Genomic DNA, 23465 nt, shown 5'->3' with positions numbered 1-23465 from the left:
GTAGCGCCGATGGTAGTGTGGCATTCGCCATGCGAGAGTAGGACACTGCCAGGCACCCAACACGAAAAACCCCGCTCATCGAGCGGGGTTTTTTTATTATTTGAGATTTCCTCCCGCCGGTTTTTGCATTTCTGTACAAGGCATTGTCCAAATAATTCGCCTTCCCTTCGCGTTCAGTTTGATGATTTCCTCTTTTTATCCTCGGATCCCTATTTGGCCAAAGTTGTGATGCCTCGGCTACTCCCTCCGTTGATAATCACTATTGCTGCTACGGGGGATGACAAGAGACATGGGATCCATAGACTGTCTCTTTCACGAACAAGGAGCTGTGTATGTTGGGGATCCACGATCTGGCGTTGTTTATTGTATCTGGTTTGTTGTTGAACATGATGCCTGGGCCTGATTCTCTGCTCATCATGCTGCGCAGCGGCTCTCAGGGCTGGCGGGCGGGTTCAGTCGCTGCGCTGGGGATTGGGACGGGCACCATGGTGCATGTTCTGGCGGCTGCACTAGGGTTGTCGGCTTTGCTGAGCACCTCGGCTGAGCTGTTCACCGTCATCAAGTTGATGGGGGCGCTCTATCTGGTCTACCTGGGGTTTTCCATGTTCTGGCAAGGGGCCAAGACGCCTCCTGCTACTAACGAGGCTGTGGCCTTGCCTGTACTCTCCTATGGCCGGATATTTCGGCAGGGGTTGCTGACCAATGTGCTCAATCCCAAGGTCGCGCTCTTCTTCCTCGCCTTTGTGCCCCAGTTTATTGCCCCAGATGCGCCACAGAAGGCGCTGGCCTTCATTCTGCTTGGCTGCATCTTCAACCTCAACGGCATGATCTGGTGCCACCTGCTGGCCTTCTCGACTGCCTATGCGAGCCGCAGGGTGAGCTTGCCTGCCCGGCTGGGGCGCTGGCTCAACCGTCTGATGGGGGGCTTGTTCGTGGGGCTGGGCATCAAGCTTGCCAGCGAGTAAATGGCAGCCATAGAAAAAGGCGTATCCCATTGCTGGAATACGCCTTCATCTGCACTGCAGCAGATCTGACCGAGATCAGTTCATGCCGTATTATCACACTATCTGTCTAATACTGTTTGATGTCGCTCACGAGTGTAGTCTATCTATATGATTTTTATCTTTAAAATGACCTTTCTTGTCTAAAGCCATCTTAGGGTATATAAGACAGGTGTGGGTTCAGGTGTGGGTTCAAAATGGCAATCTCAGATTCAAAACTCAAAGCAATGCTGCGTGGTCACGATGATGATACACCCAGAAAGGTTGCAGACAGGGATGGGCTATCTGTTCTGTGGAGGAATAGCGGAAAAGTCAGCTTTGTGTACCGCTATCGAATTTTAGGCAAGGCAAAAAATCTGACTCTGGGATCCTATACCGGCCAAGAGGGGGGGCTGTCGCTTTCCGAGGCAAGGAAAAAGGCGGCGCAATGTCGAGCTTGGTTGGAAGAGGGCAATGATCCCGCCTTGATGACTAGGATCGGGAAAGATGAAAGGCTTAAGCCTGTCACGGTTAAAGATGCACTCGAGTATTGGCTCTGTCATCACGCCGATAAGAAAAGGTCGAACAGTGAGAAGCATCGCCAGCAATTTGCTAAGTGGGTCTATCCCCGTATCGGAGATCTTCCTTTGTCAGATTGTGATACTCGTCACTGGTTGAGCGTCTTTGACGAATACTCGAAGGTAGCACCTGTGGCTAGTGGGTATTGTTTCCAAAACTGTAAGCATGCTCTGAAGTTTTGCCGTGTCAGACAGTTTGCAGTGAGTAATGCATTGGATGACTTGACCGTCGCTGATGTTGGGCAAAAAGCAAGTAAGCGAGATAGGGTTCTGACGCTAGAAGAACTGCGAACACTATGGGATTGGGCTGAGAAGCTAGGTCCATATTGCTACTACGGAAATTTGGCCAAGATTCTATTGTCGTTCGGTGCAAGAACTCAAGAAGCTCGGCTATCAGCACCCGAAGAATGGAATCTAGCCGAAGGTACATGGACAGTACCTGCGTCTAACTCAAAAACAGGTAATAAAATCGTGAGACCAATACCTGATTTTATTCGGCCGACGATAGACGCCTTGCTGAAAGCAGCCGCCGCACAGTCATCCCCATACTTGCTAGGGGAACTCAAGCGACCAGAAGCGGTAAGTCAGTGGGGAAGGGGGATTTGGAAGCGGCTCGGGCATAGCGCCCCTTGGACATGGCACGATCTGCGAAGGAGCTTGGCGACCCGCCTAAACGAGGCTGGGATTGCCCCTCATGTCGTGGAACAAATTTTAGGCCATGCTCTACCCGGTGTAATGGCTCACTATGTTCATACGGTTCGGTTACCGGAACAAAAAATGGCGCTGGAGTTGTGGGGAGGGATTTTAAAACCATCAGAACAACCGCCAGACAATATTGTGCATCTACAAGTGGGGTAGGGGAGCACAGCACTTTCTTCAGTGATTTGTAGACTGTGCCTATGGAGGGTACACCGGGTTTACCCTCCATGTATTTTTACCCAGCCTGTACAGCTAGTGCCATCTTGTTGTCTGCTCCGTTATGCTACGCAGCCACCTGATGAGCACAAAGCTGATGCGGCGCCTTCCCTAGCCATTAGCCTTGCCTGTCAGGTGGTCTGCTGCCGGTGATCCTGATAGACCCTTTGCCACTTGGAATGCTCAGCCTTATCGCCTCTGGCCAGCCAGAAAGCACAGATATGAGCAATACTTCGCTCGAGCCATGAAAGTATAACGCCAAAAGCTGCGAATTTAGTTTTTTAGCGTACTTGAGTAATCCATTGCTAAATTTTGTGGATTTACTTTAATCCTTAGGCTGTTGCTAAAATTTATATTTAGATCTATTCCTTACTGGCTTGCGTTGCGCTCCCTTACCAAAAGAACGTGCTTTTTTACCATTTGAAAGGATTGTGTCCACATGGGCTAAAATATCCTGCCTAAATAGAGATTCTAACTCTTCATATAAAGCATGACTACTATTAACACCATCCATCAAATTAAACTCATACCGATCTCCAGGATAAGCAAAAACATCCCCTTCGCCGTCTTTTATGATAGTACTTTTCCAGAGCTGCCCGATCGTCTCTCTTATGTCAAGTTTATGCTCCCACCCTCGACCTAAAAACAAAAAAACATGCATGTAGTATCCTCTGATAGAGCAATAGTCCAACTTCCAAATATATCCATCTACATGCCTAAACAATGGATTTCTCGAGCAGTTTATGAAAAGCTTGCGCCGTCCTTCTACTAACTCTTCTAGCTTATCTTTGAAGCCTTCGGCTTGGGAAGCAATTTTCAATGGTTCCTTATCCAAGCCTTTTGTTTCAGGCTGTGTAGCTACATTACTAGACTCGATATGGATGTCATCATCTTCAGCATACATATTCTCTATCTCTGGTTTGAAACCCAAACTAAATCTGACCACATAATGAGCTTTTCCTTCCTCTTTTTCTTTTACGTAGCCAAAGATGGATTTAATATTTTGCTCAACATTAAACACTCTCACCCTTACACTTTCTTTATAGCTGTTCGAGTCAAAGACAACGTTAAGAAAGCTTACCAACCCACCAATAACATCATCTGAGTAATATTCATTGAAATCAATATCACCATCAATTGACAGTCTATGAAACTTTATAGCTTTAATAAAGTATGGCACTGCAGGGTGCACATTGAAACGCCTCCCAAAGTCTTCATCTGAAATAAATGCATTAATATTTGACAAAATTAGTTTTCTAAGTATTTTTCTAATCTCTTTCTTCTGTGCCGCACTATACACAGGCAATAAATCCTTTTGACTTGCCATTCTATCCTTTATTAATTCGAACGCCTTACTAACACTCTGCTCTTCTTCCAGATTACTTATTTCAAAAATCCGCCGACCAATCATAGGTAAATGGTAGTAACTGTATTTTCGAATAGTCCCAATATATCTAAGCAACATAAAAATTCGTTCAAAGAAATCAGCGTCACCCGAAACAATCCGACTTCTTTTCAGGTAATGGCGCCGATCCACCCCAAAAGATTTTATAAAACGAAGTCTATAGTCATCAATTTCAGATGTTTTGAGCATAAGGCCTCTACTTATCGTAGCTGCAATATGGGCATAAGTTCTATTTCTTTGAGCTGCTTTCAGTAGGGAATCGCTATACTCATAAATTGAAAACTTTTTAATTATTTCTTCTGTTTCGCCCTTATCTACTATCCTCCTTTCTTCTTTTGCTATCACATCAATTTCGTCAGTCATGAGTTTTCTCCTTTTACGTCACTAGCTGTGATGATGAATTACTTGTCTATCAAATAACCATAACTCCGCCTGAATATCACGATAAAAATGCAAAGAAGCAAGCGCAGACATCTAGATGGCTACAGTTGCACACTTAGCTGTAAATCACGATACACAACCATGATCACACTTAACATGGGAGGTGACTTTGCATGGCAAAGCGAAACTCTTTTGAGTTTTCAATCATCCTTCATGGGCTATGTGCATGCTCCTACCTGTATGGCTATTACTCCGGCTATCGCTACATATGTGCACCGAGAGGGTGACCATTCCAAACCATAGAAAGTTACCAATATGAAGGCACATACTTGTATTTGGCATCATGACCACTCAGCTCGCTGAACTACCATCTTTTTTTTAACTGGCTCGCTCTTCTGATGAAACAACCCACTACATCATCAGGAGTACACCATGAACAACACCATCAAAGTCCTGCGCATCAAAGACCTCACCAACAAGATTGGCATGGCCAGGTCTACTATCTATGACTGGCTTAACCCCAAGTCTCCTCGTTATGACGAGACATTTCCTAAACCTTTCAAGATAGGTCAGTCCTCTATTGGCTGGTTTGAGCACGATGTTGATAGCTGGCTTATTGGTAGAAGCCAGTCTTGAATACACTTTTTTCATCCTTAGTGAGCTCCATAACTTCCAGTGTTATAAATCATGTCTTGATAGGCTCATGGGTTATGGAAATAGCCATTTCCTCTTATATATGTTTTTGGTATTTTCGTAGGTGAGGCAGGCGTATCACGTTTAGGTATATTTATTATTTATTATTTATTATTTATTATTTATTATCACTTCTATTTAATACTATTCCTACGCTATGTACAGCCACCCATATACACCCAATAACCATTACCATTACCACTATCGCGTACCATTACACCACTCCCATGTGGTGGTCATGCTACCACCAGCATAGTTAGCCAATACCACTCCACCAATCGCCCCTATATACGCGTGTGTCTATAACACAGCGTAGGGTTACTCCTGCCTAAGCGAGGCCACCATGTTTAATTCAGTCAGACTATTAGATATCCTATCCATAACAGACCTGCTCCAAAATACAACGCTTCCTATTGTCAGGGCTGTTGATTCAGCCCCAGGTAAGTCACGCATCACTTGCATTGACCGTAGGCAATCAACCAAACTCTTTAATGCGTTGGATACCGTGTGTGATTATTTTTATTGTCATGAGGAGGTATCGTCAGCGCATCCAACGGTAGCGCTATTCCTAACGCATATGCGAGAGGTTTATGGATTGCACCTCATCCATGAGAGATCTCTCGATAGTGATGTCGGTGACGAATTAGCCAGGGATATCAATAACGCGCTGTATGCGTTTCTAAGAGAGCTCAAGAGTAAGGCGCACCGTAAGCGCCTCAATAACCTCAAACGCGTTCAGAGCCGCAATCAGTGCAGTATAGCGACGTATGTTAATAGCCTATTCGACCAGCATGCCAAGCTATTAGTCATCCGATTGGATATCGGCTATCACGAAGACTACTACGACCAGCTCACGCTAGACCTCGTGACGAATAACCTGCGTTGTTACCTTCGTCGAATACAGAACAAATATCCTGCGTTGGTAGGCTATATCTGGAAACTGGAGTACGGTATTGATAGACGTTTCCATACCCACATTACGTTCATTTTTAATGGGGCTGTACACCAACAAGATATCTCGCTGAGTAGAGCGATAGGGGAGCTGTGGGAGGATATAACCGACAATAACGGGATCTATTACAACTGCCAGGTCAGACGGGAGGAATATCAGAGATGGGGTACTGATGGGATTGGGATGGTGCACTACAGCGATACAGTCAAGCGTATACACCTGATTAATGCGCTGAGTTATCTGACCAAGCTGGATACGCAAATACTGGCAATATTGCCAGCCGGTCGTCGGACCTTCGGGCGTATGGAGAGACCATCACGCCAACCTCGCCTTGGCAGGCCAAGGAGAGAGGAGGAGAGTCGATAGTTTTAAGGGATATTCTGTCCTTCTTTTTGTCGTGGTCAAGTTGGTTGGTATGGAAAGGACACATTATACGCTTTAGGACGCTGGGCCTTGTCAACGGTGTGATAGATTTGATCACTTGCTGGTAGACAATGCAGAGTAGCAGGCTTACTGCTTAACCAATGTATGGTCGAACTAGGGGGCTAACGCGATAGTCCTCACCTGTTTTTCTTGATCAGCCAGCTCCTGTACGAGCGCACTAACCAGTGCCTTTTCCTCGACCCGAATTTCTTCCAAGTACAGACCAGAGAATAGCTACAGCGATGCTACATAAGTCTCATCGCTGTAAGCTCTTCAAGATTGGAGTGCTCCCATATCGGTTCAAGCAGAGGATGAAATTCACCGGCTAATCCGAATCAATGTTAAACGATACCCCCTCGGCACTTTCGAAACTGATTGTAAGCTTATCGCTCTAAATCTACAGTCAGCGTTGAAGCCATGCTTTAAGTCGAGCCCAGATACTAATTGACTGGGCAGGAGAACACTGTTCTCGGGGAGGAATAGCATTCGACAACTCAGTACATGATTCATTCAAGACACGGTAATGTGCTGCTTTGGCTTTTTTGTCGCGTAAGCGTTCCGCCTCTATCTGGCCTTGCGACCAAGGTCCCGACTCTAAAACACGTCCTCGCTGAATGATGTAATGCGACCGACATTTCTGATTCCAGTTGCCTACGGAGGGCTGGAGCGAGATGGACTCTCCATCGAACGTCATTCGCCAGTCGGTCGGGGTGAATGGGGTCACCACGCGGTCCCCGCAACCGCAGCAGCATGAGTGCACTGCGGTTGCATAGTCCATCGAGATATACAAGATGCCTGGCTCCAGCTCGCGTGGAACATTTCGCACAAAACGATGTTCCAGAGTCTGATAGCGAATCATGTTTGATCTCCGTTGAGCAGCATGCTCCCATCGGTCGTGTACGTGCTGTGATGCTCGCTCTCTAGGTCGCGATAGAATCCGCAGAGCTTTTTCCACTTCACGACTGCGAGACAAGCATTCAAGGCGTTAAGGTCGGCCACTTGGATATTGGATGCGTACACGTCCTGACCTCCGCCACCAGCGAAAGAAATTCGCCCTGCGTGGACATGCTCGCGTTTCGCCGGCGTGCTCGTTGTCACCCGCAGAATGCCGCCCAAGCTACCGTTGCTAAGTTCAAGCCCCATCCCGACGTCGATGAATGGCACACCAAGTGCTTCGAGTTTCGCCACCACGGCCCGCTTTTCCTCACCCGCGTCCATGCTGATGAACGCAAATGTGATGCCGTCAAGCAGCCCCAGCGTCTCCGTTTTCATCTTCACGGGGTGGGCCACGATCCCGCGATGCATCCGTTCATAGATGCCCTTCAGGTAGTGCACCTTTTTGGGGGCGTCCCGCAACTCTTCGAGCGATGGAGCCCCGGGCGCGCGGAACGCGTTGTGGGAAAGAAAATCGTCATCGTCGAAGATCCGGATTTCCCTCACCGGCGTTTTCGCGACCAGATCGAGGATGTACCCACCGGTACCACCAGCGCCGAGGATGCCCACCACCTCACCTTCCAGCTTGCTAGATAGCGCGCCTAGGCCTACCCGGCTGGATGCTGTATCGAGATAGTTGAAGACGCTGGGCTCATTCTCATCGTCAGCACCACGGATCAGCCGTGGGCTGACTCCGGGCTGCAGGACGGCCGCAGGGCCGGCCAAGATGGTCGCGTAGGTAGCCATCTTAGTGTAATAGTCCGGGTAGCCATCCGGATTGGGTTTACTGGAAAAGCTGTGCCTTGCGGTGAGCCCGTAACCGAGGTCGGTGTTGGGCGACGCATGGGAAATGCCTGGCAAGGGCGTTCCATTCGCGCTGCAGGGGAAGTCGCCGTCCCAGTGGATTACGTGTGTCTCTGGTTTGCGCGTCCGATCCCCAGCCAAGTCAAGGTTGGACACCAGCGTGCCGGTACGCACACGACATTGAGCGTCGACATAGGGCACTTCCAGCATGACTAGGAGACTCCCCTGAATGCGAACGAAGTAGCCCTCCGTACGCAGCCGGGCCAGATCGGCATTAAGACTGAACAGTGCGTGTGACATTGAAAATTGTCCCCTGTTTTTTGACTTCAACGGAGCCACCCTCAGCGAGTTCACCAGCATGGGGGTGCGAGGCAGCATTGCGGTATGTCATCGAGAACTTGACGTTGGTCTCTGCCGGCGCGTTTGGATGGGACAACTTGACCACCTGCTCGAAGGTGACATGCTTGTCCGGCACAATCTCCTCGACAGCATTGACTACGATGACGTAGCCCTTTTGCGGCTTGAGGGCGGTGATAAACCGCTCAATGCCAGGGCTGTCGAGATTGATCCTGTCATCCGGCTCGATGAGGATGTCTTCGCCGCCCCGTACTTCCAAGAAGATGGCCTCTTCGGGCGAGGCGTCGGCTAGGTCATACAAAACGCTGCCCAACAGCTCCGGGTGACCCCAGGCCATCTGGCGATCGTTCAAGGAGAACTTGAAGGCTCGGTCGGACTTGAATGCAATGAAGCGCTCAGCCCCCTTGCCTCGCAGATCCACTGTCTCGTCGAGACGGACGTCCTCAAAATCGCCCGAGGTGAGAAGTGCGTAGAGTAGATAGTCGCTTCGGCGATCGAGCCCCGCGCTGTCCAAGATTTGCCGACCGGTGGGTACCGGGTCAGGCACGTCGATGTTGCGGAAGGTCAGTCCTTCCAAGCCGAAGCGGATGCGATAGGCGCCGGCCTCTCGCAGTGGACGATCCTCACGGATCGCGTCACCAACGTCGTCAAACGGATAGTTTTTCATATGGTCCTCTAAAGTGTTGCGACAGAGTTTGTTCTGCCTTCAACTCTCTAATCGGACCCAGTGACTGCCGCCGGTAAACTTTTTTCAGAATTGTTTTAAGAGGGTTCCATAGGGGGCTGCGCCACACACGAAAAAGGCCGGGCAGTTCGGGCAAGTGGCGTCCGAAGTATTTGTTGGGAACTGGCCGCCTCGGATGCCGCGGAAAATCTCGCCCAATTTTTCTTGGCGATTGCTCAACTCTTTGGGGCTGAGTTTCAACGGCTTGCTTTCAGCATCAGCTAGGTAGACCAGTTCCAGCTCGGCACCCGGGAACTCCGCTTGGGCCGCTAGTACAAATGCAGCTGCACCGACGTCCTTGCTGTCACGGCTGGGCGCATGGCCAGTTCTTACCCGACGTATGGCCCGCTTTCCGTCTTTCACGATAACATCATCCGGTGTTACTTCGATCTCATGGCCGTCTAATACAATTCGCAGCGGGGTCGGAGCTTCAACCTGCGCGCCAGCCCTCGATGCTTGGAAGTATTGGAGCATGGTGGAGGCTATCTCACGGTAGTCATCGAAATAGCCATGTTCATGAAGCCCCTGAGCCGCGAAGGCCTGAGAAAGCAGATCCTCCCACTCAGCACTAGAGCTGCCCTGCGCGACGATCTTCCGGTAGACCTCACGAATCGCTTCATGCATATGCATAAATGAACTCATGCAGCGCCGGCCACCCACCTGAAGCAAGTGTGTGTAGAGGAATCGCCGTGCACACGATTCGTAAAGCGCGACCGCATCTGAGCTGAACCGCGGGGTTCCCGAGAAGACGATGGGTATTTGCGTATCGTCCGGGGCAGGAGGTAATACCGTAGTAGGCGTGACGGCACGCCGTTGAGCTGGACCAATGCGATCCAGGAACTGCGATAGCGGCCTAGCACGCCCATTCGATGTTGAGGTCGCTCCGTAAAACGCCAAGCGTGTCTTCGCCCGGGACATTGCGACGTAGAACAAGCACTCCTGCTCTTCGTTGTGAGCCGCCCGTGCAATGTCCTCTGCACTCCCTTGACCACCTGCGACCATGCCTGCAGGTGGGGGACACTTTGATGTCCGAAGTGCCCCTGGGATGGAGTCCTTATTGACGCCGGCAATGTGAACCGCTGGAAATTCCAACCCTTTCGAGCCATGGATAGTCATCAGGCGAACCGCATCAATCCCCTGGGCTGCCGTGGGTAGCTGCCTCAAATCTCTGTCGTCCCGAAGGCGCAGCAGTCTCCTCACGCGATCAGAAAGCCGCTGGATCGGGAGACCCTGGCCGTTCGGCTGCGCCCGAACGAAGTTCATGAACTGCCAGATTGCGATGCCCTGAGCCTGGTCCGAGACGCAGGCTGAAGACGCAATGCGGGCAGCATGTCTAGTCCGGTCGAGCAGAAGGGTTGCCAGCACGATCCAAGGTTGGGAGGTCGCGTCGAAGCCTGCAAGAGCTGCATTGAGGTAAGACAGAGCTGCCTGACCAGCAGGTGTCAGTTCAGCTGGAATGCTAAGTCGCCAAGCGCCAGGTTCCGCGTCGGTACCTCGTAAATGTTCAAAGACACAAACTACATCCTCCAAACTCATGGCGAATTCTGGCCAACAAGCCGTCCGAATCATCCCCATCGCGCGCCGATCCACAAGTAGTGATAGCACCGCGACAAGGTCTTTTACTTCCGGGCGCTCAAACAGGCTGCCTAGGAAAAGCACTGGAATGCCGGCGCGCTCGAGCTCACGTCCAATTTCCGAAAGTCGATCGTTACCCCGGCAAAGAACTGCCTGGTCCCGATACCGATAGCCCGACTTACTAAGCTCTTGAATGCCATCAGCGATGGCCGAAGTCAGCAGGGGGGCGTTGTTCACTGTGATGATTTCGGGCAGCGTTCCGCTTGGGCCTCTATCCGCCTCAAGGGCCTCTTCTCCATCAACTGCGGACATACCTGCAGCAAAAGCAGAAAAAGCATGGACAACTTCAGGGGTGGAACGGTAGTTGATTTTCAGGCTGTCCCGTACCGCTCCAGGGAAATCTTGGCAACCGAATCGGGCCATGTTGAACGAAGAGGCGCCGCGGAACCGATAGATTGACTGCTTGGCGTCCCCCACCACCCAGAGGTTATTACCTGACGGCTTCAGTGTCGTAAGAAGCCGAACGCTACTGTGGTTAACGTCCTGATACTCGTCGACCAGAATGTGGTCATAGTCGCTCTGCAACTGCCTTCGAACGGCTTCATCGCTCTCCAGTAGTTGAACCGGGCGCATAACTAGGTCGCCAAAGTCGACACATTGAGCGAGTGTTTTGAGCTCTTCATAGCAAGCGTAGACCTTGGCGACTTCTGTTGCTTTCTCCGCAGCCTCCACTTCGCTCGGGTTACTCGCCGCGTTAGCCATTGCATTGGCTAGCGCAAGATAGGCCGCCGCATCAACAACTTCATCCTTGGCTCGTGAGATCGCGGTCAGGATATCCGCAGCTGTCTGGGATGGATCGTAAAGATTGCGATAGTGGGTCAGACCTAGCCGAGGAAATTCGTTTTCAAGCAGTTCTACTGCTTCGGTTCGGTCCATTAGGCGGGGATCGACCGGAAGGCCACATCGATCGTTAAATCGTCTGAGGATGTCCAAGCCAAAGCTATGGAAGGTTCCGATGCAAAGAGCTGCGGCTTCCGCTGGCCGCTTCAGCGCAATCCGCTCGGACATCTCCGCAGCAGCCTTGTTCGAGAAGGTTAGGAGAAGGATACGTCTTGGATCAACCCCCTCATCCAATAAGCTCTCAACTCGCGCCACCAGCGTACGGGTCTTCCCGGTGCCTGGCCCTGCTTGGAGAAGGAACGCAGCCCCGCGATGGTTGGCTGCTGTTTGTTGCTTCTCGTTGAGTGGAATTTCGACAGGCGCTTCTGCTGCAACTACTGGCACTGGGGGGAGCAAAAGCGCATCAAGCATCTGCTGTGCGATGACCTCGAAGGGAGCCCCCAACCGGTTTGCAATCTCCGAACAGGTCTTCCCTTGAGTGACGTGCAAGTCGAAGACTCGCGACCTTGGCAACAGCAACTCTCTCGCGAAGAGGTCCATCTGGACTTCTCGGCGCTGCCGTCGGCTGTAATCGACCACTCGCTCTATCCCAACTGGCGAGACCTCAGAGGTTCGTGTTGGATCGATTTGAAATGCTGACCCTTCCTCTTCCTCACCGTCGCCAAGCACGGCGTGCCCGACTTCATGAGCTACGAGAAAGGCTTGCTCGAACGGAGTTCCTAAGTCCTCATGAACAATCAGCGGCAAGGCGGCATCAAACGTTGCGCGTGCCCCATCGAGGATTGAAGCACCGGGGACGCATCTTTCAACCAAGATGCCCAGCTTCTCCGCTATGTCTTCGGCGAACCGATAAGGAGACCATGGATCGCTGCCGTGTTGGACAGCTTCATCATGCAAGTGTTTCGCGTACTGTCGAGCAAGTTCTATTGGGTCCATGGTCACTCATCGTCGAGCAGTTGCTTTGAAATGCTTGCCTCATCCATTCCCGCCTCTCTTAAAAGGCGTTCAAGCGGGACTTTTTCGGCTAAGGCGGGTTTGTCATCGGACTTGTTTGAACGAACTGATGAGACCTGCGCAGGCAAAAGGAGAAATGACTGAATAACAGTTACTGATGTTTGTAACTCGTTCGCTAAACGTGTGAGAAACCGGCTTGGCAGCGTCGCAACATCTATTCGTCGCTCGCGAATGGCGACGCCGACTTGTATGGGTAATCCGAGAGCTTTGGCTGCGGCAGCGAAGATCTTTGGCGAAGCAGTCTGCAGCGTTTCTACCGTGACTGTGGACTCGCGGAGCCGATCCATTTTAGCGCTTATGGCGGCAAGCTCTTGCACGCTCAACGGAAGGTCCTCGTCGATTTCCCGAGAAAGCTCTCTGGCAAGATCGACAAGATCGGCAGCAAACTGGGGATAGTCAGCTAGATACTGTTTGAGGATGTCAGTCTTAGGCTCGAAATCCATCGCGAAAGCGTTCATGACGTCTTCGCTAGAAATAGGCGAACGCTTAGTCATCACTGTTTCCCCTTGCGTTCAAGGCGCAATCGTAAAGTTGCAAAGGCCTTGTCACGGTGTGTACGGATAGTCTTCTCACTCTTGCCCAACGCTTTGCTTATGGTAACGGCAGAGGGCTCTTGAGAGTCGATGGGAATGTCTTGAAGGAGCATTTCGATGATTCTTCTTTGGATTTCAGGTAGACCATCAATCGCATTGTCGAGCTGTAGCCGGTAAGATTTTTGATCGAGATCGTGAGGGTCAAAAGGATCATAGCCGCTGATTGCTGCCCCAGCAGCAAGAGATACATCATCTGTGAATAACTCTTCACTCCGATTTTCATGCTTCCAATGGCGATTGCTAGCATCCGCACGGTCTTTCGCGATGGCCGAATTGAAGTTGATCTCGTAGTAGTCCAGCCGGTCGTCGTACGACGACCTGTCACTAAGTAATAGATCGATGAATCGGTCTACAACATCATCTCGGATGTTTGCCTTGGTAAGTGAGAGGGTTGATTCATCTGAATTTTCAGCGCGAGGAAGACGATAGTAAACTCGTTGGAGTAAGAATTCGATTAGCTTCTTTCGATGCCCCCCTTCTTCCAAATTCCGAACAAGATGCACTAATGCTTCTGATGAAACAAAGCAGGGATCGGTAGGTGAGAGAATTGACGTTCTGTATTCAAGTTCCGCTTGGCTAACGGTTGCCAACTCTTGAATTTCAGCTTCAACAATTTCACGACGGGAGTACAAGGTTCCATCAAGTTTGCTTTTGCGAAGAGGGCGAACCACAGATATTCCTCTGTTTTATTTATACTCCGGCCCTTTTAGTAAAGGACGCTAAGGTAAAGTAATTTAGGTGTATTACTACGCTATAAGTACCCGTACAGAGCTTATCATCGCAGTCAGTGCGATTGAATACAATCTCAGATAGATATCATCAGGAGACACCAAGCAAAGATCGCCGTAAGTCCGCTTGGGAACGCCATTGCGGCCTCCCAAGTTATCGGTCCTAGTATCCCATCGGTCTGTCATCGATGCGCACTGTGAGTCATTAAGGCGCCAGTCGTGCTACCAGCTTATCAACCACCTCCAGCACCAGCGCTCTGTCAGCTGTATCGAGTTTGGCCAACTGCTGGCTGAGCACAATGCCTTGTTCGGTGGGGCGGTTGCTGGTCTCACGCAGAAAGTCTGCAAGCTCACAGCCAAACAGCTGAGCCAGCTCAGCGAGCCGCACGACGGTCGGCACCACGAGGCCTCGCTCCATTCGGGAGACGGCTTCCATACCTATCTTCAAGTGCTCTGCCACTTGCTCCTGAGTCAGCGCCGCCTGCTGGCGTTGGCGCCCAATCGCTTTGCCCACGCTCTTGGCCAGCTCTTCAGAGTTGATGTTTGTCATAAGTCCTCCAATCAACCCTGATAGTTGACTATGGACTTTTATTGACATTAAGGACCCTTTGCGATGAGGATCATCCCATTAGATCTAATTTATTGAAATAGTCACCCCAACATCGAAAGGAGTTCGACACGACCTAACCTCACTCCATCCACTTGGTGGCATTTGGCTATCAGCCCGCACCACCATTAACTCATTACGTTTGCACCCGTTAGGCCGAGAGGTTCACCTCGTCGGTCAGGCATCCTTTTGCCATTTTTATTAAGGAGAGATCATGAATCGCACACTGCTTTATCCCTTGCTGCTGGCCTGTGGCCTATTACTGAACGCTTGCGATACTGCATCCGCTAATGGCCCCGAGTTCAGTCTGGAAGTGGAGTACACCGCCATCGGAAGACCACAGATACGCGTCACCTCGCTCAACGATCAAGTTACCATTCAGAAAGTGCTGATTAATGGCGGCAAGAGTAAATGCCGGGTGATGCTGCGCAATGACTTGATGGGGTCGGTGGGAGGAACCCATTTCCCACTCAAGCTCAATTACACCGAAAGCTGGCGGCTGGTCATGACCGAGCCGTGCCGATTGAGAGAGGTGACCCTCTTCACCAATCTGGGCAATGCCTCTTACACCATTGAATAATTTGTCTGGAGAGTGACATGACAGAAAAAATCAGACTGGCACTGTGGTGCACATGGTTATCGCTGTTTGCTTTACCGACCTGGGCTGCGCCTGAATTCACTGTGCCAACAGTCACTAAACGGGTACCGGCCAACGTTGAGGGCACCCTCAATTTCGCCAGCATGCAGTTTTGGATAGGGACCGCGAAAGGGGAACGCATCATGTTGATGCCGCTGGATGAAGATGAGCCACAGCTCATTCCCAGTATCACCCAGCAGGTTTCACTGAACGGTTTTATGCTGACCTATTCAGATGGCAGTCGTTACTTCGAGCCCTCCTTTGCACCTGCGTCAGCTGCATCAAGTACCACGTCATTGACCATCGTGAAAAATGACGATGACAGTATCGAGATCCGGTATGGGGGTGAGGTGCTGCTGCGCACCGATGAATATGACGCCATCAAACTCACGCACCGTTTGCCGCTGGCCAACGGGCAGGCGGTCTTGTTTGAGCTGCACAGTGGCGGTGTGGCATGCCCGGTGCTCTATCAGTTAGCGGTCGTTCAGGCGGGGGCATTGACCATGCTTTCATCGCCTTTTGGTACTTGTAGTGATGAAGGCAAGCTGACCTCCGAACCCAACGGTTTCCTCCTCGACCTGCCCGGCAATCCTCGTCAGCGCTGGGTATGGGATGCCAACAGCTTGACGCTGCGCAAGCAATCCTGACCACCAGCCACCACACATTCATCACCATCAGGGCACCTTCGGGTGCCCTCTGTTTTATGCCGCATTTTATTTAAGGAACTGTTCATGCCATTACCACAATCAGGGGACCACCTCGTTTCCCCCCGCACCGGTTACCAGCACCACGGTCTCTATCTGGGGGACCATCAGGTCATCCACTACCAGGGGGCCAGTGCCGGTATACATTCCGGTCAGATAGCTATCACCACCCTTGCCGAGTTTAGCCAAGGGCGGGGCTATCGCATCCAGCACCATCGCGCACGAGCGTTCAACCGGAAGGAGAGTATCGACCGCGCTTACTCCCGTCTTGGAGAGGCGCACTACAGCACGCTCTTTAACAACTGCGAGCACTTCGTGCTCTGGTGTATCGAGGGCTTTCACTACAGCAAGCAGATTAACCAGCTCATTGCCACGGGATGTATCGCACATCAGGCGCTTCGCACTGTGGCCCATCAGCCCACCCTTGCAGCCCTGCCTGGCATGGCCACCAGCACGGCACTGAACCCATCAGCAACTACCGCTGTGACCGCCGCAGTCGGTGCGCTGCTTGGGAGTTCGGCCACCTCGCTGGCGGCCCCCTTGGCAGCCACCTACGGCCTCTACCGCGCCTGGCGCTGGTTCAGGGATTAATGGTTCTCACCCTCGATACAAAAAGGACACTCCATGATAACCATGCCATTTCACTTGGCAGGGATGGCCCTGCCGATTTCGCCCGAGCTGCCTGACTTACTGCGCAGCGTCGTGCGGGAACAACAGCTCGACCTCACCGACCTCTCGACCCTGACTTTTAACTTTCGCAGCCCCGGCTACAGTGCCGAGACGGGTGGCGTCCATCCGGTAGAGCTGCGGCTTATTCGGGGATTGCACGGCTGGGTATTCGATTACATCACCGACTTCAGTTACCAGGGGCTAGGCCAGGATGCCGAGCTCTGCAAAGAGCTCGACTTCAACCTCTCTTGCGACGAGCACTATCTGCAAGGCTGGGGACCACTGCCCGGCGTGGAAGCACGGGAGCTGTTTGCCCTGTGGCAGCGCAATTTCATTAGCTACGCCCAGTTGGGGTATTTCACCGTCACGGTCAGTGGGGATTAGGAGGTGTGTGATGACTAACGAACTGCCTCTGTCCCACACCTCGCGCCAGTGGTTAGGGCTAGTCGCCGCCAAGGCCAAGCTGATACCTGCTCGCCAGGGCGAGCGCTGGTTGCTGCACCTGACCCCAGGTAGTCTAAACGCCCGCACCGTCACGCTGCATCTGCGCTGGTCTGGGGTGAAGTGGCAACTGCTCTCCCTCACCAATGCCGAGGACTGGCGCACCATGAGCCAGCCTATCGATGAAATATGCGTGGACCCCACGCGTCGCTGTTTCTGGCGCTGCCAAGCAGGACCGGTTTCTCTCACCGAGCAACCCCGTGTACTAGGGAGCTTTCTGAGTGACCTGCAGCGTACCTGCATCCACCACGGCTACCGTGTGGAGAGTGACCCCTTACCCCAAGAGGAGGCACACGATGCCCAAACAACCGATAGCCGTTGAGCTGGAAGCCATCAATCGAGATGGCGAGACGCAGGTGGTGCGTGACAGTGGCCTGACCGTACACGGCTACAGTGTCTATCTGCGGGCGATGGAGGCCAGTGGGTTAGGGCTGGCCACTTGGGTTGCTGACTACGACACCATTGGCCCGGCTTACCAACTGGCAGAACGGCTGAGTGTGGCACTCGCTATCCCGCTCACCATACTGGTCCCCGGACCGCTGATGCCGGTGAAGCGTGCCCCTAGAGCCGGAGCAGGAGCAGAAGCCGCCACCAAGGCCAACTGAACTACCCTCAAAGTGAACCAACAACCGCTCTACCTTTAACCCCGACATGCTTCATGCGTGCCGGGGTTTTGTTTATTTGGAGAATTCCACTATGCGTTACCACAAGCTGAAAGCCGGGGAATGCCCCGGCACTTATGTCGTCACCGAACCAGTGACCGAACAAGACCTGCTGCGTATTGCCAACCAAATTGCCCGCAAGCGCTTGGCTAAAGGTTCCGCCATTACCAGCACCACCGAGGCTGCCGAGCGGCTGCAAACCCTGCTGCAAGAGCGGGAGCACGAAGTGTTTGGGGCACTGTTCCTCGACTCCCAACATCGCGTACTGGCCTTTGAGGAGATGTTTCGTGGCACCCTCGATAGCGCCAGCATCTACCCACGGGAAGTGGTCAAGCGTGCCCTGCTACTGAACTGCGGGGCAATCATCGCTGTGCACAATCACCCCAGCGGTGACCCTGAACCCAGTCAATCTGACCGGGTCTTTACCCAAGCCCTCAAAGAGGCCTTGGCCCTGATCGATGTCCGGTTGCTCGACCATCTGGTGGTTGGCGCTGAGGGTGTAGTCTCGATGGCCGAAAGAGGTCAGCTATGAACCAGACCCCAGGCAAAACCCACCTCACCGCCCTCGGTATCCTCCTCGAGCTGCGTTGCTGGCTTGCAGACAACGTCGAGATGCAGGCTGCGCCCGCTATCGTGGCTCACCTGTCCAACGGTTACCAACTCACCCAGGCCGACTGCATCGAGGGCATTGATGCGCTGCTGCATCAGCTGCGCAATTAGCCGCGCCAAGAAGGGACAAACACCATGCGATTACCCAATCCCTATTCCCTTGAGGAAACCCTCGAGAAGCTGCGCCATGGGCTGGCAGCCGCTTGCAACGAGGATGCGCAGGCATTGTTGGAGAAGGCCGTCACCAAGGCCCGTGACGACGAGGGTTATGCCAAGCAGTTTGAAGAGACCTTGCTGCAGGGCTCCACCGTAGAGATACGCGAGTGTCTCAGCTGCTTTGGTGACTACTTTGAGCGCTCCCGAGACGTACCGCCCTATTACCCGCATCGCGATGCCGTCAACGGCATTGATTGTGCGATTTACGCCATTCTGTTTGATGCGGCTCTCCCCGACACACTCCAGGATCACCAATAACGAACCGTCGATCGCCCAATAACATTCATGCCGATCACGTTTCCACCCGATCACCCGGATCATCCGCGCCAACACCATGATCCGGATATTCCGATCCCCCCAGCAAGGCCACCTCACTACAGGTGGCCTTTTGCATTTCAAGGAGCTATTCCCATGTCTGCTTTCATGATCGATCGCAAGGATTACCTTGCCTTTGCCGTGCAGTTGCACCGCTTTTGCAATGCCCCCATGCCACCGCACTACACCCTTGAGTTGCTGCGCTCCCTCTGGTGGAACTCGCCAGCGGATGTCACCAGCACCTGGACGTGGCGGGTAGACCGGCTGGCACGACTGATGATGCTCGCCAATCGTCGGGCAGTCTGGCATCGCTATCAGCTGGGGCGCAATGAACCACGCCAGCACCGCTCGACCAAGCTGGGGCCGCTTAAACCTGCCCATCGTTACCATCAGGCACCACTCACCGATGCCGAACTGGTGGCGCTGTACAAATTCACCTGCTGTGCCCTGTACCAATCGAGCGAATGGAGCGGGAGCCCCGAGCTGGCTCCCCGGCTAGTGAAGGTTATACAGCAGTTGCAGCAAGCGCTGGCACAAGACGTGCTGACCCGGTTGTCACTGTGGGAGCAAGCACCTTGGGGAGAGATGTGATGGATCTCTCCATCACCCTAACAGTGACAAGCTCACCACCGAGCTCAACAGCCCACCTGGTTCAACGCATCGCCGATGACATGGCACACCTGCATCACCTTCTGGGAGATGAGGTAAGCGATGAACTGGGCATTAGCATCAGTTACCTGGTCGAACAATTTGCGCTGCTGGCAGCGGCTTACCGTGTACCAGCGGAAATGGAGAAACAACAATGATTACGTTCAACGATAGCTTTAGCTAGGCCACTTGGCTGAGGCTATTCAAGGTGTGGGAGAACGAACCGTGGGACGGCGTCACCCCGCTGCAGAGGAACTAATCCCCACCCTAAAGGGAGGGTTCAATCATGGGCTGCCCATTCTGGTGGCTCTTTTTGTTTCATGGATAAACATCATGATCGAATTCAACGATAGCTTCACTCAGGTCGCAGTCGCTCAGGCCATGAGCGCACATAGCGATTTGCATAGGCTCATTACCTATCAGCTCACCTTCCCGAAGTGGGCACACGACTATGACGAGACCGGCAAGCGCACTGGCCCCGACAAGATCAAGCCCGTGCCAACGATGCACAAGACCACGCTGTTCGTGAGTCCACTGGACATGGTGGACAACCTGCCCCGCGAGATTAACTTTGCGTGGTGGGAGCGTGAGTGCAACGACCTCGGCTATCCCGTTGGAGAGTGGCGACGCACCATTGTGGGTGCCTACTTCAACCATGGCACCAACGACAACCCAAACTGGAGCAGCCACACATGAGCATCGTCGAGCACATGACATGGGGACTGGGCACCCCGAACCTGCCCAAGCTGGGGGCTCGAGCCATTCTGCAACGTGGTTATGTTGATTTCCTGGGTGACCGTGCCGGTATGTACGGCGAGCCAGACGAGGCGTGGCGGGCCGAGTGCGACACAGTGCTGCCGCACTTCCTGCGTGAGTTAACCAAGATGGCCAAGGCATACCAGATATGCACCGACATGGACGAGGTGTTTCGCCTTGAACACAAGGGCTGGGTGTGTGAAGCCAGTCCGAGGCGCAGCTACGGCTACCTCTACCTCGACATCTACCACCCCGCTAACTAGCGGGGTGTTTGTTTCAAGGATAAGTATCATGAACAAGTTCTATCACGTGGGCACACTGGCCCGCCGTGAAGTCACCGCCCTGCTGCACACGCTGACGCACAATACAGCCGCCAATGCCGAGGGGATCCTCAACTACGTGGACAGCAAGCTGAACCCCTACGACCCGCGCAAAGAGAAGGCCAAGGCACGGCACACATTGCGCCGAGTCAAGAAGGCTCTGAAGGTAGGGCGTATCCCGCTTGAGCTCACCGTGACGGGTTGCCGCATCGACCGTGGCAGCCATCAGGCAGACCGTTACTACTACGACCGGACGCTGCTAGCCCAGGGCTGGCAACAATACGATACCGAGGAAGACGCCTGGTATTTCGGCATCTGGATTCACACCGAGAAGCTGGAAACCTTTACCTACGCCGAAGGGGATACCAGCCATGTGATTGCACCGAACGTCGAGGCGTTTCGTGCCGAACTGGCGCGGCTCTACCAGTACCACCCGCAAGCCCCGGCGTTTATCAGCATCGACCCAGAGGCGGGCGTTGTGACACGTCACTTTGAAGCTAAGCCGGAGGTGTGAAATGGCGAAGAACATCACCATCAAGGTACACGGCAAACATCCGCAAACTGGCGAGCTCACCACCTTTGAGCTCAAGGGCCAGCGCATGGATATCGACATCGGCGGCCAGGCTGTGCCCTTCCTCATTCACGGGAGGGGGATAGGGACGTCGCTCACCCATATCCCGAGCGGCTATCGCATCGCGCTGCTCGGCGGCTGGCTCACCGCTCGTTACGCAATCCCCGAGAATAAGCCCAGCAGAACAGACTGCGCCCAGATGGCCATAGACCGACTGGTAGCCCCGTACGGCTCGCTACACCTGCTGGACCGTCTCAATTGCAAGCCTGTTATCAATCAGATGTAACGCACAGCCCAGACAACAAGGAGCGATGTAATGACCAACACCCTCCCTGCAACGCCGGACCCACTGGCAGGCCATTCGGTGATGCAGATGCTGGATGTCGCCATGAGTTCCATCATCGGCGATTACGATGACGCAGACCTAGTGCCAGTATGGCAATGGGTCAAGCAAAGGGCCTCCCATGAACATGTCGGTGTGAAGGATGGCTTCGCCTATGAGTTCACCCTGAACCTGGCCATGGAGCTCAATGACATCCCGCCAGCACTACAACCCTTGCTCACTGCCGCCCAGCTGGTCGGTGTGAACTACATCCTGTTTTACAACGGCTAGCCACCGCGACCATCTCATCGCTCATCAACAAACAACATAAAGGGCCAGCCCTCACAGGCTGGCCCTTTGCATCATTGGAGTTCACCGAACATGACCCGTCTTATCACTGGGCTCAAGGTACATCGCTATACCCCGAGCTGAACAAACTGCATCTGCTGGAGTGACGAAAAAATACTGTTTTTCTTTACAGTGAAACTATGCCTCTGGGTCAAATGAGTGATAGACTCCCCACAATTACTGAAGACTGGATTCGACTATGAACATTGCATTGCAGCTCAACTCCCTGGATGAAATCCAGAACTATCAAAACCCTAGCCTTAAAGAAGACCGCCATCTCATGGAAATGGTCCTTGAAATCTATGATCAGAAACAAATCGCTGAGAAGCTGCGTGAAATGGGTGACAGCGAATGGACCCGAGAGGGACTCAATCGCTGGCTCAACGGAAAAGTTGAACAAAAGCCACTGACGCATAACGAAACCGAGATGCTAAAAGGACTACTGCCTTCACCACCTAAGCATCACGGAAACTATGATTTCAAGTTTATCGATCTATTTGCCGGCATTGGTGGTATCCGCAAAGGATTCGAGGACATTGGCGGCCAGTGTGTATTTACCAGTGAGTGGAACGAGCAGGCAGTCAGGACCTACAAGGCCAACTGGTATTGTGACAAAGATCATCACAAGTTCAACTCCGATATACGTGAAATCACTATGCCGGATAATGAAAACCGTGACTTTGTTTATGCTCATATTGACAAGGAGATCCCGGATCATGATGTGCTGCTGGCTGGTTTCCCATGCCAGCCATTCTCCTTGGCCGGTGTATCCAAAAAGAACTCGCTTGGCCGTGCCCATGGTTTTGAGTGCGAGGCTCAAGGGACCCTGTTCTTTGATGTCGCACGGATCATCGATGCTAAGCGGCCAACTGCGTTCGTCTTAGAAAACGTCAAGAACCTTAAAAGTCATGATAAGGGCAATACTTTTAGAGTAATCAAGGAGGCTCTGACTGAACTGGGTTATTGGATCGCTGATCTTGATGTAAATGGCCCAAATGATCCCAAGATCATCGATGGAAAACATTTTATTCCACAACACCGAGAACGAATTGTTCTCGTGGGGTTCAGAAAGGATTTAAATTTGCACGAAGGTTTCTCACTTAAGGAGATATCCAAGCTATTTCCTGCAAAGAGAATTACTTTTTCCGACTTGCTCGAACCCGTTGAGCGACTTGATCCTAAATACATCTTGACACCCAAGCTGTGGTCATATCTTTATCAATATGCCAAGAAACACCAAGCAAAAGGTAATGGCTTTGGGTATGGACTTGTCAATCCTGAAAATCCTGCAACCGTTGCTAGAACTCTATCTGCCCGCTATCACAAAGATGGTTCAGAAATTCTGATTGATCGTGGCTGGGACATGCAGCTGGCAGAGGTAGACTTCAATAATGAAGAAAACCAGCAAAAACGCCCACGTCGTCTGACACCTAGGGAATGTGCCAGATTGATGGGGTTTGAACAACCGGGAGAATACAACTTCAGGATACCAGTCTCCGATACACAAGCATATCGGCAATTCGGCAATTCGGTAGTTGTCCCTGTGTTTGCTGCTGTGGCCAAGATGATGAAACCACTTTTATTAAAGTCTAAAAACAAGGCCTAATAAAATTAGTTGTTTTATA

Annotated in this window: 29 protein-coding genes; 21 read left to right on the top strand and 8 right to left on the bottom strand. The window is 52.3% G+C overall.

The annotated features are described in order from the left end of the window. The first annotated feature begins 332 nt into the window (after positions 1-332). Entirely contained in the window at positions 333-965 is a 633-nt protein-coding gene (locus OKC28_RS09725; RefSeq protein ID WP_059169461.1) for a LysE family translocator, read from the top strand. A gap of 233 nt (positions 966-1198) precedes the next feature. After that, positions 1199-2416, top strand: coding sequence for a tyrosine-type recombinase/integrase (locus OKC28_RS09720; RefSeq protein ID WP_201355378.1), 1218 nt, complete (start codon positions 1199-1201; stop codon positions 2414-2416). Positions 2417-2816: 400 nt separating this feature from the next. Here OKC28_RS09720 and OKC28_RS09715 read toward each other — a convergent pair whose 3' ends face one another. Further along, positions 2817-4241 (bottom strand): hypothetical protein, encoded by a 1425-nt coding sequence (locus OKC28_RS09715; protein ID WP_270688988.1) that lies wholly within the window; start codon positions 4239-4241, stop codon positions 2817-2819. A 450-nt stretch (positions 4242-4691) separates the two neighbouring features. Between OKC28_RS09715 and OKC28_RS09710 the strand changes: the two genes are divergently transcribed. Further along, positions 4692-4895 (top strand): helix-turn-helix transcriptional regulator, encoded by a 204-nt coding sequence (locus tag OKC28_RS09710; protein WP_024945106.1) that lies wholly within the window; start codon positions 4692-4694, stop codon positions 4893-4895. 400 nt (positions 4896-5295) lie between these two features. After that, a complete protein-coding gene (locus OKC28_RS09705; protein WP_270688986.1) occupies positions 5296-6270 on the top strand; it encodes a YagK/YfjJ domain-containing protein in 975 nt (324 codons plus the stop codon). Between the two features lie 460 nt (positions 6271-6730). Here OKC28_RS09705 and OKC28_RS22980 read toward each other — a convergent pair whose 3' ends face one another. From OKC28_RS22980 to OKC28_RS09675, 7 genes are all read right to left on the bottom strand, one after another. Further along, positions 6731-7105 (bottom strand): DUF6527 family protein, encoded by a 375-nt coding sequence (locus OKC28_RS22980; protein ID WP_237753739.1) that lies wholly within the window; start codon positions 7103-7105, stop codon positions 6731-6733. Positions 7106-7182: 77 nt separating this feature from the next. Continuing rightward, on the bottom strand, positions 7183-8364 hold the full coding sequence (locus OKC28_RS09700; RefSeq protein ID WP_034165690.1) for a ThiF family adenylyltransferase: 1182 nt from the start codon (positions 8362-8364) through the stop codon (positions 7183-7185). After that, complete coding sequence (locus OKC28_RS09695) at positions 8339-9088, bottom strand: multiubiquitin domain-containing protein (RefSeq protein WP_034165691.1); 750 nt, start codon at positions 9086-9088, stop codon at positions 8339-8341. The genes OKC28_RS09700 and OKC28_RS09695 overlap by 26 nt, the downstream gene beginning before the upstream one ends. A gap of 84 nt (positions 9089-9172) precedes the next feature. Further along, positions 9173-12556: a UvrD-helicase domain-containing protein gene (locus OKC28_RS09690; protein ID WP_270688983.1), complete on the bottom strand. Its 3384-nt coding sequence runs from the start codon at positions 12554-12556 to the stop codon at positions 9173-9175. A gap of 2 nt (positions 12557-12558) precedes the next feature. Further along, positions 12559-13128, bottom strand: a complete 570-nt coding sequence (locus OKC28_RS09685) for a hypothetical protein (protein ID WP_227341029.1) — start codon at positions 13126-13128, stop codon at positions 12559-12561. Beyond that, a complete protein-coding gene (locus OKC28_RS09680) occupies positions 13128-13898 on the bottom strand; it encodes an RNA polymerase sigma factor (RefSeq protein WP_034165695.1) in 771 nt (256 codons plus the stop codon). The genes OKC28_RS09685 and OKC28_RS09680 overlap by 1 nt, the downstream gene beginning before the upstream one ends. A 262-nt stretch (positions 13899-14160) precedes the next feature. Next, a complete protein-coding gene (locus tag OKC28_RS09675; RefSeq protein ID WP_034165696.1) occupies positions 14161-14505 on the bottom strand; it encodes a helix-turn-helix domain-containing protein in 345 nt (114 codons plus the stop codon). Positions 14506-14776: 271 nt separating this feature from the next. Between OKC28_RS09675 and OKC28_RS09670 the strand changes: the two genes are divergently transcribed. The 17 genes from OKC28_RS09670 to OKC28_RS09590 all read left to right on the top strand — a co-directional run bounded on the left by OKC28_RS09670 (position 14777) and on the right by OKC28_RS09590 (position 23446). Beyond that, entirely contained in the window at positions 14777-15142 is a 366-nt protein-coding gene (locus OKC28_RS09670) for a hypothetical protein (protein ID WP_270688976.1), read from the top strand. Positions 15143-15159: 17 nt separating this feature from the next. Beyond that, complete coding sequence (locus tag OKC28_RS09665; protein WP_270688974.1) at positions 15160-15846, top strand: hypothetical protein; 687 nt, start codon at positions 15160-15162, stop codon at positions 15844-15846. Positions 15847-15930: 84 nt separating this feature from the next. Then, positions 15931-16494: a lecithin retinol acyltransferase family protein gene (locus tag OKC28_RS09660; protein WP_270688972.1), complete on the top strand. Its 564-nt coding sequence runs from the start codon at positions 15931-15933 to the stop codon at positions 16492-16494. Positions 16495-16527: 33 nt separating this feature from the next. Then, positions 16528-16956 carry a DUF2787 family protein gene (locus OKC28_RS09655; protein ID WP_034165700.1) on the top strand — a complete coding sequence of 143 codons (429 nt, stop codon included), beginning with the start codon at positions 16528-16530 and terminating at the stop codon, positions 16954-16956. A 10-nt stretch (positions 16957-16966) separates the two neighbouring features. Further along, a complete protein-coding gene (locus tag OKC28_RS09650) occupies positions 16967-17395 on the top strand; it encodes a hypothetical protein (RefSeq protein ID WP_034165701.1) in 429 nt (142 codons plus the stop codon). Further along, complete coding sequence (locus OKC28_RS09645) at positions 17370-17678, top strand: hypothetical protein (protein ID WP_270688968.1); 309 nt, start codon at positions 17370-17372, stop codon at positions 17676-17678. Before OKC28_RS09650 ends, OKC28_RS09645 begins: the two co-directional genes overlap by 26 nt. Positions 17679-17769: 91 nt before the next feature. Then, positions 17770-18267, top strand: coding sequence for a RadC family protein (radC, locus tag OKC28_RS09640; RefSeq protein WP_270688966.1), 498 nt, complete (start codon positions 17770-17772; stop codon positions 18265-18267). Continuing rightward, entirely contained in the window at positions 18264-18455 is a 192-nt protein-coding gene (locus OKC28_RS09635) for a hypothetical protein (RefSeq protein WP_270688964.1), read from the top strand. The genes radC and OKC28_RS09635 overlap by 4 nt, the downstream gene beginning before the upstream one ends. Positions 18456-18479: 24 nt before the next feature. Further along, positions 18480-18818 carry a hypothetical protein gene (locus OKC28_RS09630; protein WP_270688962.1) on the top strand — a complete coding sequence of 113 codons (339 nt, stop codon included), beginning with the start codon at positions 18480-18482 and terminating at the stop codon, positions 18816-18818. A gap of 153 nt (positions 18819-18971) precedes the next feature. Further along, complete coding sequence (locus tag OKC28_RS09625; protein ID WP_270688960.1) at positions 18972-19466, top strand: hypothetical protein; 495 nt, start codon at positions 18972-18974, stop codon at positions 19464-19466. Beyond that, complete coding sequence (locus OKC28_RS09620; RefSeq protein WP_270688958.1) at positions 19466-19681, top strand: hypothetical protein; 216 nt, start codon at positions 19466-19468, stop codon at positions 19679-19681. Before OKC28_RS09625 ends, OKC28_RS09620 begins: the two co-directional genes overlap by 1 nt. A 175-nt stretch (positions 19682-19856) precedes the next feature. Then, positions 19857-20219 (top strand): hypothetical protein, encoded by a 363-nt coding sequence (locus tag OKC28_RS09615; RefSeq protein ID WP_160880372.1) that lies wholly within the window; start codon positions 19857-19859, stop codon positions 20217-20219. Next, on the top strand, positions 20216-20542 hold the full coding sequence (locus tag OKC28_RS09610; protein ID WP_270688955.1) for a type IV toxin-antitoxin system YeeU family antitoxin: 327 nt from the start codon (positions 20216-20218) through the stop codon (positions 20540-20542). The genes OKC28_RS09615 and OKC28_RS09610 overlap by 4 nt, the downstream gene beginning before the upstream one ends. A 28-nt stretch (positions 20543-20570) precedes the next feature. Beyond that, positions 20571-21113 carry a hypothetical protein gene (locus OKC28_RS09605; RefSeq protein ID WP_270688954.1) on the top strand — a complete coding sequence of 181 codons (543 nt, stop codon included), beginning with the start codon at positions 20571-20573 and terminating at the stop codon, positions 21111-21113. A gap of 1 nt (position 21114) precedes the next feature. Continuing rightward, entirely contained in the window at positions 21115-21456 is a 342-nt protein-coding gene (locus OKC28_RS09600) for a hypothetical protein (RefSeq protein ID WP_270688952.1), read from the top strand. Positions 21457-21486: 30 nt separating this feature from the next. Next, positions 21487-21783, top strand: coding sequence for a hypothetical protein (locus OKC28_RS09595; protein ID WP_270688950.1), 297 nt, complete (start codon positions 21487-21489; stop codon positions 21781-21783). Positions 21784-22039: 256 nt separating this feature from the next. Further along, on the top strand, positions 22040-23446 hold the full coding sequence (locus OKC28_RS09590) for a DNA cytosine methyltransferase (protein WP_270688948.1): 1407 nt from the start codon (positions 22040-22042) through the stop codon (positions 23444-23446). The last annotated feature ends 19 nt before the right edge of the window (positions 23447-23465 follow it).

It is taken from the genome of Aeromonas sp. D3 (assembly GCF_027705025.1).
Taxonomy (GTDB): Bacteria; Pseudomonadota; Gammaproteobacteria; order Enterobacterales; family Aeromonadaceae; genus Aeromonas; species Aeromonas salmonicida.
Note: the sequence above shows the minus strand (reverse complement) of the source record. Positions and strands in the feature narration are given on the sequence as shown.

What these genes read in the sequence shown, in the direction of transcription:
- OKC28_RS09725 (WP_059169461.1), top strand. Translation starts at nt 333, where the DNA reads ATGTTGGGGATCCACGATCTGGCGTTGTTTATTGTATCTGGTTTGTTG.
- OKC28_RS09720 (WP_201355378.1), top strand. Translation starts at nt 1,199, where the DNA reads ATGGCAATCTCAGATTCAAAACTCAAAGCAATGCTGCGTGGTCACGAT.
- OKC28_RS09715 (WP_270688988.1), bottom strand. Translation starts at nt 4,241, where the DNA reads ATGACTGACGAAATTGATGTGATAGCAAAAGAAGAAAGGAGGATAGTA.
- OKC28_RS09710 (WP_024945106.1), top strand. Translation starts at nt 4,692, where the DNA reads ATGAACAACACCATCAAAGTCCTGCGCATCAAAGACCTCACCAACAAG.
- OKC28_RS09705 (WP_270688986.1), top strand. Translation starts at nt 5,296, where the DNA reads ATGTTTAATTCAGTCAGACTATTAGATATCCTATCCATAACAGACCTG.
- OKC28_RS22980 (WP_237753739.1), bottom strand. Translation starts at nt 7,105, where the DNA reads ATGGACTATGCAACCGCAGTGCACTCATGCTGCTGCGGTTGCGGGGAC.
- OKC28_RS09700 (WP_034165690.1), bottom strand. Translation starts at nt 8,364, where the DNA reads ATGTCACACGCACTGTTCAGTCTTAATGCCGATCTGGCCCGGCTGCGT.
- OKC28_RS09695 (WP_034165691.1), bottom strand. Translation starts at nt 9,088, where the DNA reads ATGAAAAACTATCCGTTTGACGACGTTGGTGACGCGATCCGTGAGGAT.
- OKC28_RS09690 (WP_270688983.1), bottom strand. Translation starts at nt 12,556, where the DNA reads ATGGACCCAATAGAACTTGCTCGACAGTACGCGAAACACTTGCATGAT.
- OKC28_RS09685 (WP_227341029.1), bottom strand. Translation starts at nt 13,128, where the DNA reads ATGACTAAGCGTTCGCCTATTTCTAGCGAAGACGTCATGAACGCTTTC.
- OKC28_RS09675 (WP_034165696.1), bottom strand. Translation starts at nt 14,505, where the DNA reads ATGACAAACATCAACTCTGAAGAGCTGGCCAAGAGCGTGGGCAAAGCG.
- OKC28_RS09670 (WP_270688976.1), top strand. Translation starts at nt 14,777, where the DNA reads ATGAATCGCACACTGCTTTATCCCTTGCTGCTGGCCTGTGGCCTATTA.
- OKC28_RS09665 (WP_270688974.1), top strand. Translation starts at nt 15,160, where the DNA reads ATGACAGAAAAAATCAGACTGGCACTGTGGTGCACATGGTTATCGCTG.
- OKC28_RS09660 (WP_270688972.1), top strand. Translation starts at nt 15,931, where the DNA reads ATGCCATTACCACAATCAGGGGACCACCTCGTTTCCCCCCGCACCGGT.
- OKC28_RS09655 (WP_034165700.1), top strand. Translation starts at nt 16,528, where the DNA reads ATGATAACCATGCCATTTCACTTGGCAGGGATGGCCCTGCCGATTTCG.
- OKC28_RS09650 (WP_034165701.1), top strand. Translation starts at nt 16,967, where the DNA reads ATGACTAACGAACTGCCTCTGTCCCACACCTCGCGCCAGTGGTTAGGG.
- OKC28_RS09645 (WP_270688968.1), top strand. Translation starts at nt 17,370, where the DNA reads ATGCCCAAACAACCGATAGCCGTTGAGCTGGAAGCCATCAATCGAGAT.
- radC (WP_270688966.1), top strand. Translation starts at nt 17,770, where the DNA reads ATGCGTTACCACAAGCTGAAAGCCGGGGAATGCCCCGGCACTTATGTC.
- OKC28_RS09635 (WP_270688964.1), top strand. Translation starts at nt 18,264, where the DNA reads ATGAACCAGACCCCAGGCAAAACCCACCTCACCGCCCTCGGTATCCTC.
- OKC28_RS09630 (WP_270688962.1), top strand. Translation starts at nt 18,480, where the DNA reads ATGCGATTACCCAATCCCTATTCCCTTGAGGAAACCCTCGAGAAGCTG.
- OKC28_RS09625 (WP_270688960.1), top strand. Translation starts at nt 18,972, where the DNA reads ATGTCTGCTTTCATGATCGATCGCAAGGATTACCTTGCCTTTGCCGTG.
- OKC28_RS09620 (WP_270688958.1), top strand. Translation starts at nt 19,466, where the DNA reads ATGGATCTCTCCATCACCCTAACAGTGACAAGCTCACCACCGAGCTCA.
- OKC28_RS09615 (WP_160880372.1), top strand. Translation starts at nt 19,857, where the DNA reads ATGATCGAATTCAACGATAGCTTCACTCAGGTCGCAGTCGCTCAGGCC.
- OKC28_RS09610 (WP_270688955.1), top strand. Translation starts at nt 20,216, where the DNA reads ATGAGCATCGTCGAGCACATGACATGGGGACTGGGCACCCCGAACCTG.
- OKC28_RS09605 (WP_270688954.1), top strand. Translation starts at nt 20,571, where the DNA reads ATGAACAAGTTCTATCACGTGGGCACACTGGCCCGCCGTGAAGTCACC.
- OKC28_RS09600 (WP_270688952.1), top strand. Translation starts at nt 21,115, where the DNA reads ATGGCGAAGAACATCACCATCAAGGTACACGGCAAACATCCGCAAACT.
- OKC28_RS09595 (WP_270688950.1), top strand. Translation starts at nt 21,487, where the DNA reads ATGACCAACACCCTCCCTGCAACGCCGGACCCACTGGCAGGCCATTCG.
- OKC28_RS09590 (WP_270688948.1), top strand. Translation starts at nt 22,040, where the DNA reads ATGAACATTGCATTGCAGCTCAACTCCCTGGATGAAATCCAGAACTAT.